This window comes from Moraxella sp. CTOTU46934, assembly GCF_031979465.1.
Classification (GTDB): domain Bacteria; phylum Pseudomonadota; class Gammaproteobacteria; order Pseudomonadales; family Moraxellaceae; genus Faucicola; species Faucicola tetraodonis.
In genome coordinates, this window is the sequence record NZ_DALZEG010000009.1 from 34,404 (window position 1) to 49,044 (window position 14,641).

The window sequence follows — 14,641 nt, forward strand, 5'->3', positions numbered from 1 at the left end:
TAACATGGCTAAAGATGTAAAATTTGGTATTGATGCCCGTGCAAAAATGATTGATGGCGTCAACGTATTGGCAAATGCGGTTAAAGTGACATTAGGCCCGAAAGGTCGTAACGTGGTTATCGACAAATCTTTTGGCGCACCCACCATCACTAAAGATGGCGTATCAGTGGCTAAAGAAATCGAACTTGATGACAAATTTGAGAACATGGGTGCACAGCTGGTCCGTGAAGTTGCAAGCAAAACCAATGATGTTGCAGGTGACGGTACTACCACAGCGACTGTTTTAGCCCAAGCGATTTTGCAAGAAGGCATGAAATCAGTTGCCGCTGGCATGAACCCAATGGACTTAAAACGTGGTATCGATAAAGGTGTACGTGCTGTTGTTGAAAAAATCCACGCGTTTTCAACCCCAGCCAATGACACCAAAGCCATCGCACAAGTCGGCTCTATCTCAGCTAACTCTGACCAAACTATCGGTGACTTAATCGCTCAAGCGATGGAAAAAGTGGGTAAAGAAGGCGTGATCACGGTTGAAGAAGGTTCAGGCTTTGAAGACACCCTTGAAGTCGTTGAAGGTATGCAGTTTGACCGTGGCTACATCAGCCCATACTTTGCCAATAAAGCAGATACGTTGACCGCTGAACTAGAAAACCCATTAATCTTGTTAGTCGACAAAAAAATCAGCAACATCCGTGAATTGATTCCACTGCTTGAAAACGTGATGAAATCTGGTAAAGCGTTACTTATCATTGCTGAAGATGTTGAAAACGAAGCCTTGGCAACTTTAGTTGTAAATAACATGCGTGGCGGTTTAAAAGTTTGTGCTGTCAAAGCCCCTGGTTTTGGTGACCGTCGTAAAGCGATGCTTCAAGATATCGCTATTTTAACGGGCGGTACGGTTGTATCAGAAGAAATGGGCATGAGCTTAGAAACTGCAGACTTATCAGTATTAGGTACTGCCAAAAAAGTGACCGTTGGTAAAGAAAACACCGTGATTGTGGACGGTGCCGGTCAAAAAACTGAAATCGATGATCGTGTTGCCTCTATCCGTCGCCAAGTGGAAGAATCAACCTCTGATTACGACAAAGAAAAACTACAAGAGCGTATTGCCAAACTCGCAGGCGGTGTGGCAGTTATCAAAGTCGGTGCGGCGACTGAAACTGAAATGAAAGAGAAAAAAGACCGTGTGGATGATGCTTTGCATGCAACTCGTGCTGCTGTCGAAGAGGGTGTTGTAGCAGGTGGTGGTGTGGCATTGGTTCGTGCTATCTCTGCGCTTGATAATATCAAAGGTGACAATGACGACCAAGCCGCGGGTATCAACATTCTACGCCGTGCGATGGAAGCACCACTTCGTCAAATCGTGACCAATGCAGGTGATGAAGCATCTGTGGTGGTAAACCAAGTCAAAGGCGGTCAAGGTAACTACGGTTACAACGCAGCGACTGGTGAATACGGCGATATGCTAGAAATGGGTATCTTAGACCCAGCCAAAGTCACTCGCTCAGCGCTTGAAAACGCAGCATCTGTCGCAGGCTTGATGCTCACCACAGAAGCAATGATCACTGACTTGCCAAAAGACGACGCTGGCGCTGCTGCTGCCATGGGTGGTATGGGCGGAATGGGTGGTATGGGCGGCATGATGTAATCGAAAGATTATATCCCACTCAAGCCATCTAGCTAAAATCAAAACCCTATTAAACTTCAGTTTAATAGGGTTTTTTAATTAGGGGAATTATCACAACCATGACGATGGCACTATCGACCGCTTTACTACCACAAGGCAAAACTATCGGTGTATTCAATAAAAATGTGTTAAAAGATAGTATGAGTGGGGATTTATGGGTGGATATTTTTTGTTAAATGGCGGCGCAGTTAATCATTATCCCGTCTAAAAACATACTCAGTTGAGCTGGAAGCATTTTCAATGAACTGATAGCCTTCCAAGTTAAAGTCTTTTAACTGTTGCGCGGTTGTCAGCTGATTTTCAGCCGCAAAACGCACCATCAACCCGCGCGCCTTTTTGGCATAGAAACTTACCACTTTATATTGACCATCTTTGCCGTCTTCAAAACGGGGCGTGATAATTTCTGCGTTGATTTTTTTGGGGTTAATGACTTTAAAATATTCGTTGGAAGCGAGATTGATTAAGGTTGTTTGTTCATTGTCTGCCATGCGTTGATTGATTAAATCGGTAATCGTATCGCCCCAAAATTGATACAAATTATCGCCTCTGGGATTTTTTAGCTTTGTGCCCATTTCCAGGCGATAAGGTAGCATCAAATCAAGCGGTTTTAACAAGCCGTACAACCCAGATAAAATACCTAATCGCTCATTTAAATAATGGACTTGCTGCTTAGTCATTTGCTGCGCTGCCAAACCTGTATAGACATCGCCATCAAATAAATACAGCGCCGCTTTAGCAGGTATGTCAGCATGATTGGCACTAAATGGCTGGGTAGTATCCCATCGCCAATTTTGGTTGCGCACGGCATTTAATTGCCCAAGTTTACCTGAGATACTCATCAACGCCGACAAATCGGTTGGCGCTAATGTTTTTAATTCACCCATCAATTCGCAAGCGTGCGCCATCAGAGCAGGCTGGGTATAATGCTGACTAAAATCAAAAGGTAAATCATTTTTTTCATTCAAATTTTTGGCAGGCGAGAGCACAAAGTACATGGCTATGTTCCGTTTACTTTATCGGTTAAGAATTAGAGTAGTTAAGATAATGATAATGATAATGACAGAGCAGGGCGCAAAGATAACGCCCAGATCACATAGATTAGGCGAGTTTGATTTTATCGGTTAACAAAAATTCCATCAGCGCTTTTTGGGCATGCAGACGATTTTCGGCTTCATCCCATACCACAGCGCGCGGATCCTCTAGCAAATCATAGGAGATTTCTTCGCCGCGGTGAGCAGGCAGACAATGCATAAATAATACGTCTGGATCGGCTTTATCCAGTAATGAGCGGGTCACCATATACTGGGCAAATCGCCGCGCACGAGTATTTTGCTCGCTCTCTTGCCCCATACTTGCCCATACATCGGTGGCAACCAAATGCGAGCCTTTGACCGCTTCATTAACATCTTCGACCAGCTCAACACAGTGCGAATACTGCTTGATGAGGTCGGCATTGGGTTCAAACCCATAAGGGGCAGAAACCCGCAGTTGAAAGCCAAATTGATGCGCGGCATGGATAAAAGAAGCGCACATATTATTGCCATCCCCAATCCAAGTCACTGTTTTGCCTTCGATGCTGCCACGGTGCTCCATAAAGGTTTGGATATCGGCTAGTAGCTGACAAGGATGCTGTTCATCGGTGAGTGCATTGATAACAGGCACTTGCGAATACTGGGCAAATTTTTCAACAATACTGTGTTCAAAGGTGCGAATCATGACAATATCGACCATGCGTGAGATAACACGTGCTGAATCTTCAATCGGTTCGCCACGACCAAGCTGGGTATCGCGAGGTGATAAAAATATGGCATGACCGCCAAATTGTCCCATCCCTGTTTCAAACGAAATACGGGTACGGGTACTCGATTTTTCAAAAATCATACCCAAGGTACGACCGACAAAAGGCTGATAAATAACCCCTGCATGCTGCATCAAACGCAGTTCGCTACCGCGTTTAATCACTTGCATTAATTCTTCTTTGCTAAAATCCAATAACGTCAAAAAATGGCGGGTACTCATTGCCTGTCCTACATCCCAATTTTGTCAATAAACATTACAGTAAACTATCAGTATAGCGGATTTATCCAAACTGTCTAGCAAATTGACGCATTTGTGTCACTTTAACATCCGTCACATAGTTAACAGTTACGACTGATAAATCCACGTTGGACGTCGGGTGACCACGCTTAACAGCTCATAGCTAATGGTATCATTCCAGCTACCCACCTCATCAATGCTCGGTGCGTTACCCCAAAGCTGGACAGGGCAGTCAAGGTTTACCTCAGTAGTATGGGTTAAATCAACCATCAACATATCCATCGCCACGCGACCGATGATAGGCGCCTGTTGACCTGCGACGACGACATACGCATCATCGCTAATCACCCTTGGATAACCATCAGCATAACCCACACTGACAATGCCGATGCGCGCTTGGGCTTGGGCAGTCCAGCGACTACCATAACCCACGCTATCGCCCGCTTTTAGCGTATGAATTGCCATGATACTGGCATTAAAATGCATGACAGGTTGCAGGTTTAGCTGTTTGGCAGTGGCATGATTTACAGGTGTTGCGCCATACAAGATAATGCCTGGGCGCACCCAATCGTAATGGCGGTCTGACCAGTTCACAATCCCAGCTGAATTACACAATGAGCCTTTAATTGCTGGGTTGACTTGCTCACGTAGCATTTGTAGGGTTGAATCAAATAATTCAAATTGTTGTTGGTTATTGGGATGATCGATGACATCAGCGTTGGCAAAATGGGTGGTCAAAACAATCTCGTAGCCTGCCTCAGTTAATTGCTGGGCGATTTTCTTGATGTCACCCGATGTAAAGCCAAGGCGGTTCATGCCAGTGTTTAGTTTTAGCCAGACGGTTGCGCCCGTTTTAGCAGGCTGCTGCAACGCCCAGTCTAATTGGCGTTGGTGGTGCACCACGCATTCGATTTGATGCGTTATACAATATTGCCATTCTGCTAATGAAAACGCGCCTTCAATCACTACCATTAATTTTTGCCAGCCAGCCTGTTGTAGTTCTATCGCTTCTTGCAAACAAGCGACACCTAAGGCATCGGCTTGTGCGACGGCGGGTAAACAGTTGACGGCGCCATGCCCGTAGGCATTGGCTTTGACCATGGCTAATACCTTGGCGGTCGGGGCATAATCTTTGACGCGTTGTAGGTTATGGCTAAGCGCTGCTAAATCGATGGTGATGCTGGTTTGACGCACAATCTTGACCTTGTTGCAGTAAAATTTTTATTCATCAGGTTCGCTAAAGGAAGCGGTTTGGTAAAATTCAGGGGTTAAGTTACCAAAACGGGTAAATTGCCCTTCAAAGGATAGGCGCACTGTCCCAATAGGTCCATTACGCTGTTTACCGATAATGATTTCAGCTGTGCCTTTAGCATCGCTGTTTTCATTATAAACCTCATCCCGATAAATGAACATAATCAAATCGGCATCCTGCTCAATGGCACCCGACTCCCGTAAGTCCGACATAATCGGGCGTTTGTTGGGTCGATTTTCTAAACTTCGATTCAGCTGTGATAACGCAACCACAGGGCAATTCATCTCACGCGCAAGTGCTTTTAAGCTTCGTGAAATCTCCGAAATCTCACCCACACGGTTGTCGCCTAAGCCTGGGACTTTCATCAATTGTAGATAGTCAACCATTACCATCCCAAGTTTGCCATCATTGTCTTTGGCAATACGGCGACAACGCGAACGAACCTCAGATGGGGGTAGCGCGGTACTGTCATCGATATACAGTTTTTTAGCATGCAGATGGGCGATGGCATTGGAGAGTTTACCCCATTCATCTTCGTTCATTTGACCTGAGCGCAAATGCGTTTGGTTGATAGCCCCCCAAGAGGACAATAGACGCATCACAATTGACTCGGCAGGCATTTCCATTGAAAACACCACCACAGGTAAATCGGTATGAAATAAAATACTCTCTGCCAAATTCATCGCAAATGTGGTTTTACCCATCGAAGGACGCGCTGCCACGATAATGAGATCGCCCGCTTGTAGCCCTTGGGTTTTGTTATTGAGTTCTTCAAACGGGGTCTTAAGCCCAATCATACCTTCAGGATGGTCTTTAAGTTCTCGGATATTATTGACGACATTGGTGATAACATCGCTTAGTTGGGTAGGACCCTTGTGTTTTGACTGGCGGCTATGGGTTTCATTGATGGCAAAAATTTCGCTTTCAACGGTGTCTAAAATATCACTGACACTTTGATTTTTTGGGTCAAAGGCAAGCTCTAGCATATGACTGCCGGCTTTGATGATTTGGCGTAAAGTCGAAAATTCCCTGACCCGCTGCGCATAAGCAGTCAAGTTAAACAGCGTCGCTGGGCTTTGTGATAGGATATCGCCTAGATAATCGCTACCCCCCGCAGGCTCAAGCAGTTTTTGCATGTCGAGCCAGTCCATCACCATGGTGGCATCATACGGCTCATTGGCATTGGCAAGATGAGAGATGGCATCAAAAATATATTGATGGCGCTGTGCATAAAAATCATATTTGGTAATAATATCTGAGATGCGATCAAACGACTCTTCAAGGCTCATCAGTGACGCCAGGACGGACTTTTCTAAATCCATACTGTGCGGTTGGTGCTGCGTCAGCGAAGTATTCTTAAGATCGTTCTCTTTGGTTTTATCGTCTGCCATGATGACCTGTGATAAAGTTATTTTAAATAGTTTGAAAGGGCAAAATTTTGCTAAAAGTTATCGGTTGCAAATTGTGAGTCTAACACACGCATCAAAATAGAACAGTCAATATACCGAAAAAACCATCCAAATTCTAATGAGAAAAATATAAAAAAACGGCAATTTTTTTGAATGAAATCAGCTTGAATTTTAGGCTTTTTTGTTAATTTTTTAAGCCGCAAACAATAAAAAAAGAGACAGCAAAGCCATCTCTTTTTGATAAGTCAACAATCAATTAAACAGCTGAATCTTCTGCCAAGATAGTGACTTGGATGTTGGTCATTACATCGTGATGTAATTGGATATCAACATTATATTCGCCAATTTGACGTAATGCACCTTCAGGCAATTTAACTTCTGAACGGTCAACAGGTAAACCAGATTTGGTTAAGGCATCGGCGATATCGCGAGTACCGATAGAACCAAATAGTTTGCCTTCATCACCTGATTTTGCACGGATGATAACATTGACGTCTTGTAGCGCTTCAGCACGGGCATTAGCAGCCGCTAATTCATCCGCTTCTACTTTTTCAAGTTCTGCACGGCGTGCTTCAAATTTTTCGATGTTAAAAGCAGTGGCTGGTAATGCTTTACCTTGTGGTACAAGGAAGTTACGACCGTAACCTGCTTTTACATTAACAGTATCGCCTAGTTTACCTAGGTTAGCGATACGTTGTAATAAAATAACTTGCATATATCACTCCTCGGTTTATTTTTGGCTGTCAGTGTAAGGAACCAACGCAAGATAACGTGCTTGTTTGATTGCTACAGCCAATTGGCGTTGATATTTATTTGAAGTACCAGTGATGCGGCTTGGTACGATTTTGCCACTTTCAGTGACATACTGTTTTAGGATTTCGATATCTTTATAATCGATATGGGTAATGCCTTCAGCAGTAAAACGGCAAAATTTACGGCGGCGATAAAAACGTGCCATGATTAGTCTCCTTAATTATTCGTCGTTGTTGTCTTCAGCATCAACTTCTGACTCATCATCATTTGATTGATAGTCATCTTGAGCTGTATCGTTACGGCGTGAAGCTTTACGAGCACGTTTTTCTTCAGCACTTTTTGCTAATGGTGATTCTTCAGTAATCGCTTCGTCACGACGGATAACTAAGCTACGGATGATAGCATCGTTATAACGGAATAATTCTTCAAGCTCATCAAGCGTTTGTTGACCCGCTTCAATGTTTAATAGCACATAGTGCGCTTTGTGAACTTTGTTGATTGGGTAAGCTAATTGACGACGACCCCAATCTTCTAGGCGATGGATAGCACCACCTTGTTCTTTTACTAAGTTGATATAGCGCTCAACCATGCCAACCACTTGGTCGCTTTGGTCTGGGTGAACCAATAATACCAGTTCATAATGTCTCATAAAGACTCCTCACGGATTAAACAGCCGTTGACCCCGTGTCAACAGCAAGGAGATTGAATGCACCTAAGTTAGAATCATCTAACTATATTGGTATAAACAAGGTGCGCTATTATATAGTAGCGCACACTCAGTAGCAAGTTAATATTTACTTAACAAATTCGCCCACGCATTGCTGTAAGGTATTCGATACCGCACGCGCCACAATGACATTGCGCGCGGTCGGGTCAACCGCTGCGGTGGTCAAATCGACAATGGTGACGGACTGCGGGGCTTTTTCGCTGACGCAGCCACAGACATTGCTCGCTACCTCTGCTTGCTTGTCGGAAGTCATCAATACGCTGCCCAAGCGCCAGTATTGGTTATTTTGTAATTGAGTTTGGCATTGTTGATTCACCGCGGCTTTAAATATCGCCATGCCGACATTGTTGGCAGCGCCGATGGTGCTATTAGCATCCATCACGCCGTTACCTGTGGTAGAGGCGCAACCGCCCAAGGCTAGGGCTGAGCCAATTACTGCAGCGGCACTTCCTATGCGTTTAGTAGCTTGGCGTTTAATAGCTAGGCGTTTAGTAGATAGCTTAATAGCGGCAAAAAAAGAAAATTGTTGGTGCATGCTAAATACTCCTGTCCTTTATTGTGTTAAACAATTGATAAACACCGCTAACATAGCAGATTATAGAAAATTTTTTTACCCAAATTTTTTAACCAAGCCCTGTTATTGGGTCATGGTTACTAAAAAATGTGCCATTAAACTTAAAAAACTGCGTGGGATTTTTTTTCATCAATGTTTATAAAGCCAATTAAATTCCTCGATATCGATGATATTAATCGGAAAAAAACGCGAGTTTTTTAGATTTCTCAATAAATTTGATTCAAATTAAACCTTACTAAAAATGTGGAATTGATAACCAATTGTTTTAGGTTGTGCATTTGTTTAATCTTTTTTTTCCTTGTTTTGAGTGTGGAATTGGACTATAACTATACCTAACAAATACATCTATTTACGCAATGATAAGGAGTTGTTATGAACTGGCAATTATTTAGCGCAATTTTTACAATCGCTTCTGGTGTGACTATCGGTGTTCTAATGACAATTGCGTTGGTAACTGGTTTTGACCAAATTCCACACATTATAGCCACAGCGATTGTTGGCTTAATCCTATCTATCCCAATTGCATGGATTGTCGCCAAAAAAATGCAAACACTGAATATTGCCAAAACCCCAGTAACCCCAGTTGCGCGATAATAAAGTACGCTAGATAAATAACTAAAATCACTAAAACCGCTTAACTAATAATAGCTAAGCGGTTTTTTTATGGCTAATAAAGTTAAAAGTGTAGCACTCACGCTAGACTACGGTGCTAAACGCTGTAGCTCAACAGCTACTGTAAATCTACCTTGGTACCTGTATCAACATTGGCATACACTTCAAGCACATCCCAGTTGGTTAAGCGAACACAGCCGTGCGAGGCTTGACGGCTAATGCCTTCAGGAACGGGCGAGCCATGAATGCCGTATGAGGGTTTACTCAGTCCCATCCATACCACACCGACTGGACTGTTGGGTCCTGGCGGCAACATAAACACTTTTTTATCTTTGCCTTCACCGCTAGTGGCGCGGTACCAAGGGTTTTTAACACGATTGACAATACTAAAGGTACCCGTAGGAGACGGTGTATCACTACTACCGACCGTGGTAGGATAAGTGGCAATTAATCTATCGCCATTATAAGCGTACAAGATATTGTCGGCTTTTTTGGCAACCAAACGGGTGATTTTCTCATTGAGCGGCGCGCCTGGGTTAAAGACGGTGATGGTTTCACCCACGGTGAATTTTTTATCGCTATTAAGCTTTTTAAGATAGCGAATATCCATGTGGAAACGTTCAGCCAACATTTCTTGGACGTCTTGATAGTATAGACCTTTCATTTTAGATTTGGCTTCACTACCACTCGGTGTTGGCTGATACGGACCTTTAATATCTTCTTGCGTCAAGGTATAACCGACCAACACAGGCTGATTGGCAGGAATTTTTTCATTTAACAGTTTCCAAACTTCCGCGCTCATACGACCATCTTGGGGTAGTCCATGCATGGCTTGGAAATTTTTGAGCGCTTTTTTGGCATTCATACCCCAGCCGCCATCAATCGGACCCGGTGAAGCATGATTCCAATCTAACAAGGCTTGAAGTTTTAAGGTCGTTGCTGAGTTAACATTTTGACCAGGTTTCCAGTCGGCACTATTGACTAGCTGTGCGTAGTCAGACAAATTTAGGGTAGAAAAACTGGCAGGTGTTGTTGCTGTTTTATTGTTACCCACTGTTGTCGGGTCAAAATTTGGCGCAGCCGTTGTGGTATTGTTGACTTCTTCAGAGCTCGCGCCTGCGACACCTGCACCCGAAGTATAGTCACTATCGATACCTGTTTGGGTGGCATCTTCTTTAATGCCTAATGCCGTGGTGGTGGCTGGGATTGCGGTCAAAGGGATATCGGTTGCTGCTGGCGTTGGTTTTGCCGCCGTCACCGCAGTAGCCGAGGCGAGTTTCGGCGTGGTGGTAGATTGTGTGACGCTAGCTGCGGACTTGGCTGGTTGCGATTTTTTAGCAGTAGCAGTCGCGGTTTTGGGTTGCGGATTTTTAGCCGTTTTACTATCGGTAGTAGTTTCTTTAGCAGTCGCAGCTGCGGTAGAGGCGCTGGCCGCTTTAGTTGTGGCAGTTTTAGTTGTGGCAGTTTTAGTCGTTGTCGTTGTTTTGGTAACAGCTTTGGTGGCGGGTGCCGTTTTGGCGGTAGTGGTGTCTGAGACCGTGTTGGTGGCTGCAAATGCTTGATTGGCAATCAGACAAGCTAGGGTAGATAATACAAATTTTTTCATAGATTGACTCAATAATCGGCAATAACAAATAAAAATAAGGGACAATATAAATAACGTACAATAAAAGCATAAATTGGCAGTAATTATACTATAAAAACCAACTTTTCAGGCAATGGCTCATTTGTTGGCAGCACGACAATCTAAGTAGCGTTTGCCAAGGCGTTTAACAACCTTGCGCTCTGAAACCTCGCTACACACTTAATTTTTACGCCGTTAAATTGTTGTATAGATAAATTGTCCCAGAGGCGAATTTACATGCTTTAAGTCTAACATTAACAAATCGCATCATAGACAATGGTAAAATTTTTTAACCAAGCGGTATTTTTATAGCAAGGTTAAGGCAAAAAAGGGTTTAAAATGTTTTGCACTGTTTGCAATAGGCATGCTTGCAATGTTTATTGGATAACTCAATGATTAAACATTCAACGGTGCAAATCTGTGACCCTTTAGCTTGTTAAATAACTTTAGCTCGTTAAATAATTTGTAAAAAAATCAAAGTATATTATAATTTTAATTCAAAATTTTTTAGGTTAACCACTATGTCATCATCGCCATTTGCATCAGCCAATGTTTCTCACACGCCATCTTTTGACCAACGTCAAGATTCACAAAATTTTGATGACTTGCAAATCGATTTGCAAGCACTTGATATGGATAAAGAAACTGAGTCAGATGACATCTTTGACACTATGCAGCAAGAGTTTGCTGAAGCCCACCAAACCCTAAAAACGATTCGCGATTTTATCCGTTTTGGAGTCAGTAAATTACGCGAGCATGATGTGGTAGTCGCGCAAGGTACCACAGATGAGTTTGCTGAAGCTTCTGCCATTGTGCTACAAACCTTGTCGCTTGATTGGTCTGCCGATGAGCAAATTTTAGATTGTCGCCTGACCAATAGCGAAAAATCAGAAGTATTGACATTGTTGCAGCGCCGTATCGTTGAACGTAAACCTTTGAGTTATTTAATTAATTTGTCTTATTTTTGCGATTTGCCATTTTATGTGGATGAGCGGGTATTGATTCCACGCTCGCCCATTGCTGAGCTGATTCGCCAGCAGTTTTATCCCTATTTTGAGCCGAATGATTTGGTTGAAAAAATCAGTGGCCCTACTAATGACAAAAAATTTCATGACCACGGATTGTATGATAAACAATTAGCACAACCAGAGCGTATGCTTGATTTGTGTACAGGGTCAGGCTGTATTGCCATTGCCTTGGCAAGCCGTTTCCCTGATGCAATGGTCGATGCCAGTGATATCGACAAGAACGCGCTAGAAGTGGCAGCGGTCAATGTGGAACATCACCACATGAACCATCAGGTCAATTTGATTGAGTCAAACTTATTTGAAAAAGTGCCTGCAGAAAATCAATATGATTTGATTGTGACCAACCCGCCGTATGTCGATGCGGCAACGATGGCAGATTTACCACCCGAGTTCTTGCATGAGCCAGACCATGCGTTGGCAGCGGGACAAGATGGCTTGGATTTGGTGCATCATATTTTATACAACGCCCCAGATTATCTGACTCGTGACGGCTTGCTGGTGTGCGAGGTGGGGGATAGTGAATGGGCACTACGCCAAGCCTATCCTGAAATTCAGTTTGATTGGTTAACCTTTGCGCATGGCGGACATGGGATTTTTGCCATGGATTATGATGAATTGATGGAAAATCGGGCATATTTTGAGCAGTATGTGAGTGTTTCTTAGTAAGCGGTTGTTTAGGGTTGCTATCTTTAACTTGTTGATTTAATGAGTTAGATATTGGCTAAAAAAACAATATATGAACAGGGTGCAACAAATCTATTATTTTATTTGCAAGCATTCATGAAATAGTAAGCGGAGCGTAAATGGCAGGCAATACCATCGGGCAAGTTTTTACCGTCACCACCTGTGGCGAATCACATGGTGCAGGACTCATGGCAATCGTTGACGGTGTGCCACCAGGGTTGCCTTTAACCGAAGCAGATCTGCAAATTGACTTGGATCGTCGTAAGCCCGGTACTTCAAAATTTGCGACCCAGCGCCGTGAAGACGATGCAGTTGAAATTATCTCTGGCGTGTTTGAGGGTAAAACGACAGGCACTTCTATCGGGCTGTTGATTCGCAATACCAACCAAAAATCCAAAGATTATAGCGATATTAAAGACACCTTTCGTCCCAATCATGCCGATTATACTTATAGCATGAAATATGGGTTTCGCGATTATCGTGGCGGTGGTCGCTCATCAGCGCGTGAAACGGCAATGCGAGTGGCAGCGGGCGCGATTGCCAAGAAATATTTGAAACAACGGCTAGGGGTAGAAGTTCGCGGTTATGTGACCCAGATTGGTAATGTGGTTGCCAAACAGATACCTGAAAATACGATTGATTGGGAATTTGTCAACAGCAACCCATTTTTTTGTGCGGATATAGACGCCTTACCAAAGTTTGAGCAGCTGATTACCCAATGCCGTGAGCAAGGAACAAGCTGTGGCGCAAAGCTTACCATATTGGCATCGGGTGTACCGGTGGGATTGGGTGAGCCTGTGTTTGACAGGCTTGATGCGGATATTGCCCATGCGATGATGAGCATCAATGCAGTCAAAGGCGTTGAAATTGGCGATGGCATGGCAGTGGCGGGACAGTTTGGGCATGAATCTCGCGACGAGTTAACCTTGGACGGCTTTAATGCCAACCATGCCGGGGGAATTTTAGGGGGGATTTCATCGGGTCAGACGATTGTAGTAAGTATTGCGCTAAAACCTACTGCCAGTATCACCACCCCGGGTCAAAGTATTGATATTCACGGCAATGCAGTAGAGATGCTAACCAAAGGGCGGCATGACCCTTGTGTCGGTGTGCGTGCTACGCCGATAGCAGAAGCCATGCTTGCCATTGTGCTGTTAGACCATTATCTGCGTCATCGTGGGCAAAATGCAGATGTCACTGTGCCGCTCACCCCGATTGTATAATTTTTTAATAGGGGTATTTGGTTGCCATAAGGTTGCTATAATCCGTTGCCCCATTCAACTTGAGTTAACATTGGTATGACTGTATCTGACCTTACCCTTGATGAGCAGCAGTACGATGCCTGGCAAAGCGAAATACTGGCGCAGATGGGTGTTACGCGTTGGGTGCGCCAAGATTGCCCTGTCAAAACGTTTGATAATCTAGAAGATTTTGAGGTTGTTTCTTCCTATCAAGCGGTTGAGACCCTTGCTGCCATGCCACAGCAGTTACAACCATCTCAAACTGGGTCAACTAGCGAACTTGCGCCCATTGAAAAAACCCCAGACATCAATCATCCTGTTATTGCGGATGATGCCATTGAGAGCGCAGTAAAATTACCGCCAGCGAGTCTGGCAGATTTTCACCCGCATGATGTACCTTTACCCAACGATTCATCTTTACCCCATTATTCACCTTTAAAAAGCGACCTTGCGCCAAATAATGATAGGTACAGTAATCCCGGGCAGAGTGATGAGCTATTCAATAATGAACAGATCAATGATGAATTGCTCACTGCCAGTTTTGATGTGCAGGCGATAGTGGGGGGTGAGTGGACACTGGTGGTTGACAGTCATTTTTTGCAGACGGACAGCCGCCAACAGCAGTTATGGCAACAAATCATCAGTGGGTTAAAAGCATCAGTGCATTTTTTTAACTTTCCCTTGCTTACCGATAGCCAGAATTTACCCAAAGCCACGGTGCAATTAATGAGCAGCTACCCGATGGCAGTCGCAGGGTTTTCAGGATTTTTATATCGTATTAATCAAGGCAATCCCAAGGTGGGGGCATTGACGCCATTGCCTGACTGTCTAGATGAACAACCGATACAGCGTCTGCCGTATCTAGTAGATATGCTCGATGATTATCGCCTAAAACGCCAACTTTGGCAGTTGCTAGCCCGTTAAACCCAATGAGCTGCCGATTGATGACTTATCTTTATGATTCATCGACTAGCCATATTGTGGTAAAGTATTTTTTTATTTCATTTCACACG

At 43.9% G+C, this 14,641-nt stretch carries 14 protein-coding genes; 5 read left to right on the forward strand and 9 right to left on the reverse strand.

Annotated features, from left to right (window positions below):
* Positions 1-4: 4 nt before the first annotated feature.
* Positions 5-1,648, forward strand: coding sequence for a chaperonin GroEL (groL, locus tag RTN07_RS08085; RefSeq protein ID WP_312177268.1), 1,644 nt, complete (start codon positions 5-7; stop codon positions 1,646-1,648).
* Between the two features lie 227 nt (positions 1,649-1,875).
* On the opposite strand, the gene yaaA is transcribed toward groL, so the two are convergent.
* The 8 genes from yaaA to RTN07_RS08125 all read right to left on the reverse strand — a co-directional run bounded on the left by yaaA (position 1,876) and on the right by RTN07_RS08125 (position 8,400).
* Entirely contained in the window at positions 1,876-2,682 is an 807-nt protein-coding gene (yaaA, locus tag RTN07_RS08090; protein WP_312177270.1) for a peroxide stress protein YaaA, read from the reverse strand.
* 103 nt (positions 2,683-2,785) lie between these two features.
* The gene (gene argF, locus RTN07_RS08095) at positions 2,786-3,706 is read right to left on the reverse strand and encodes an ornithine carbamoyltransferase (protein WP_312177272.1); all 921 of its coding nucleotides are present in this window, start codon (positions 3,704-3,706) and stop codon (positions 2,786-2,788) included.
* Between the two features lie 126 nt (positions 3,707-3,832).
* Positions 3,833-4,918: an alanine racemase gene (gene alr, locus RTN07_RS08100; protein ID WP_312177273.1), complete on the reverse strand. Its 1,086-nt coding sequence runs from the start codon at positions 4,916-4,918 to the stop codon at positions 3,833-3,835.
* 27 nt (positions 4,919-4,945) lie between these two features.
* Positions 4,946-6,367 carry a replicative DNA helicase gene (gene dnaB / locus RTN07_RS08105; RefSeq protein ID WP_312177274.1) on the reverse strand — a complete coding sequence of 474 codons (1,422 nt, stop codon included), beginning with the start codon at positions 6,365-6,367 and terminating at the stop codon, positions 4,946-4,948.
* A 274-nt stretch (positions 6,368-6,641) separates the two neighbouring features.
* The gene (gene rplI / locus RTN07_RS08110) at positions 6,642-7,100 is read right to left on the reverse strand and encodes a 50S ribosomal protein L9 (RefSeq protein WP_312177276.1); all 459 of its coding nucleotides are present in this window, start codon (positions 7,098-7,100) and stop codon (positions 6,642-6,644) included.
* Positions 7,101-7,115: 15 nt separating this feature from the next.
* Entirely contained in the window at positions 7,116-7,343 is a 228-nt protein-coding gene (gene rpsR, locus RTN07_RS08115; protein ID WP_036594162.1) for a 30S ribosomal protein S18, read from the reverse strand.
* Positions 7,344-7,358: 15 nt separating this feature from the next.
* A complete protein-coding gene (rpsF, locus tag RTN07_RS08120; RefSeq protein ID WP_007114929.1) occupies positions 7,359-7,787 on the reverse strand; it encodes a 30S ribosomal protein S6 in 429 nt (142 codons plus the stop codon).
* 145 nt (positions 7,788-7,932) lie between these two features.
* The gene (locus RTN07_RS08125; RefSeq protein ID WP_312177278.1) at positions 7,933-8,400 is read right to left on the reverse strand and encodes a hypothetical protein; all 468 of its coding nucleotides are present in this window, start codon (positions 8,398-8,400) and stop codon (positions 7,933-7,935) included.
* Positions 8,401-8,811: 411 nt separating this feature from the next.
* Between RTN07_RS08125 and RTN07_RS08130 the strand changes: the two genes are divergently transcribed.
* Positions 8,812-9,033, forward strand: a complete 222-nt coding sequence (locus RTN07_RS08130; protein WP_099808263.1) for a hypothetical protein — start codon at positions 8,812-8,814, stop codon at positions 9,031-9,033.
* Positions 9,034-9,169: 136 nt separating this feature from the next.
* Here RTN07_RS08130 and RTN07_RS08135 read toward each other — a convergent pair whose 3' ends face one another.
* Positions 9,170-10,657 (reverse strand): L,D-transpeptidase family protein, encoded by a 1,488-nt coding sequence (locus RTN07_RS08135; RefSeq protein ID WP_312177282.1) that lies wholly within the window; start codon positions 10,655-10,657, stop codon positions 9,170-9,172.
* A gap of 650 nt (positions 10,658-11,307) precedes the next feature.
* Here RTN07_RS08135 and prmB point away from each other — a divergent pair.
* The 3 genes from prmB (at position 11,308) to RTN07_RS08150 (ending at position 14,552) form a co-directional block, all read left to right on the forward strand.
* Entirely contained in the window at positions 11,308-12,366 is a 1,059-nt protein-coding gene (prmB, locus tag RTN07_RS08140) for a 50S ribosomal protein L3 N(5)-glutamine methyltransferase (protein WP_409418180.1), read from the forward strand.
* 140 nt (positions 12,367-12,506) lie between these two features.
* Positions 12,507-13,610, forward strand: a complete 1,104-nt coding sequence (aroC, locus tag RTN07_RS08145) for a chorismate synthase (protein WP_312177285.1) — start codon at positions 12,507-12,509, stop codon at positions 13,608-13,610.
* 75 nt (positions 13,611-13,685) lie between these two features.
* The gene (locus RTN07_RS08150; RefSeq protein ID WP_312177288.1) at positions 13,686-14,552 is read left to right on the forward strand and encodes a hypothetical protein; all 867 of its coding nucleotides are present in this window, start codon (positions 13,686-13,688) and stop codon (positions 14,550-14,552) included.
* Positions 14,553-14,641: the final 89 nt, after the last annotated feature.

Excerpts from the sequence above, each read along its gene's own strand:
- aroC (WP_312177285.1), top strand. The coding sequence starts at position 12,507 with ATGGCAGGCAATACCATCGGGCAAGTTTTTACCGTCACCACCTGTGGC.
- RTN07_RS08125 (WP_312177278.1), bottom strand. The coding sequence starts at position 8,400 with ATGCACCAACAATTTTCTTTTTTTGCCGCTATTAAGCTATCTACTAAA.
- argF (WP_312177272.1), bottom strand. The coding sequence starts at position 3,706 with ATGAGTACCCGCCATTTTTTGACGTTATTGGATTTTAGCAAAGAAGAA.
- yaaA (WP_312177270.1), bottom strand. The coding sequence starts at position 2,682 with ATGTACTTTGTGCTCTCGCCTGCCAAAAATTTGAATGAAAAAAATGAT.
- dnaB (WP_312177274.1), bottom strand. The coding sequence starts at position 6,367 with ATGGCAGACGATAAAACCAAAGAGAACGATCTTAAGAATACTTCGCTG.
- rpsR (WP_036594162.1), bottom strand. The coding sequence starts at position 7,343 with ATGGCACGTTTTTATCGCCGCCGTAAATTTTGCCGTTTTACTGCTGAA.
- prmB (WP_409418180.1), top strand. The coding sequence starts at position 11,308 with ATGGATAAAGAAACTGAGTCAGATGACATCTTTGACACTATGCAGCAA.
- rpsF (WP_007114929.1), bottom strand. The coding sequence starts at position 7,787 with ATGAGACATTATGAACTGGTATTATTGGTTCACCCAGACCAAAGCGAC.
- rplI (WP_312177276.1), bottom strand. The coding sequence starts at position 7,100 with ATGCAAGTTATTTTATTACAACGTATCGCTAACCTAGGTAAACTAGGC.
- RTN07_RS08150 (WP_312177288.1), top strand. The coding sequence starts at position 13,686 with ATGACTGTATCTGACCTTACCCTTGATGAGCAGCAGTACGATGCCTGG.
- RTN07_RS08130 (WP_099808263.1), top strand. The coding sequence starts at position 8,812 with ATGAACTGGCAATTATTTAGCGCAATTTTTACAATCGCTTCTGGTGTG.
- groL (WP_312177268.1), top strand. The coding sequence starts at position 5 with ATGGCTAAAGATGTAAAATTTGGTATTGATGCCCGTGCAAAAATGATT.
- RTN07_RS08135 (WP_312177282.1), bottom strand. The coding sequence starts at position 10,657 with ATGAAAAAATTTGTATTATCTACCCTAGCTTGTCTGATTGCCAATCAA.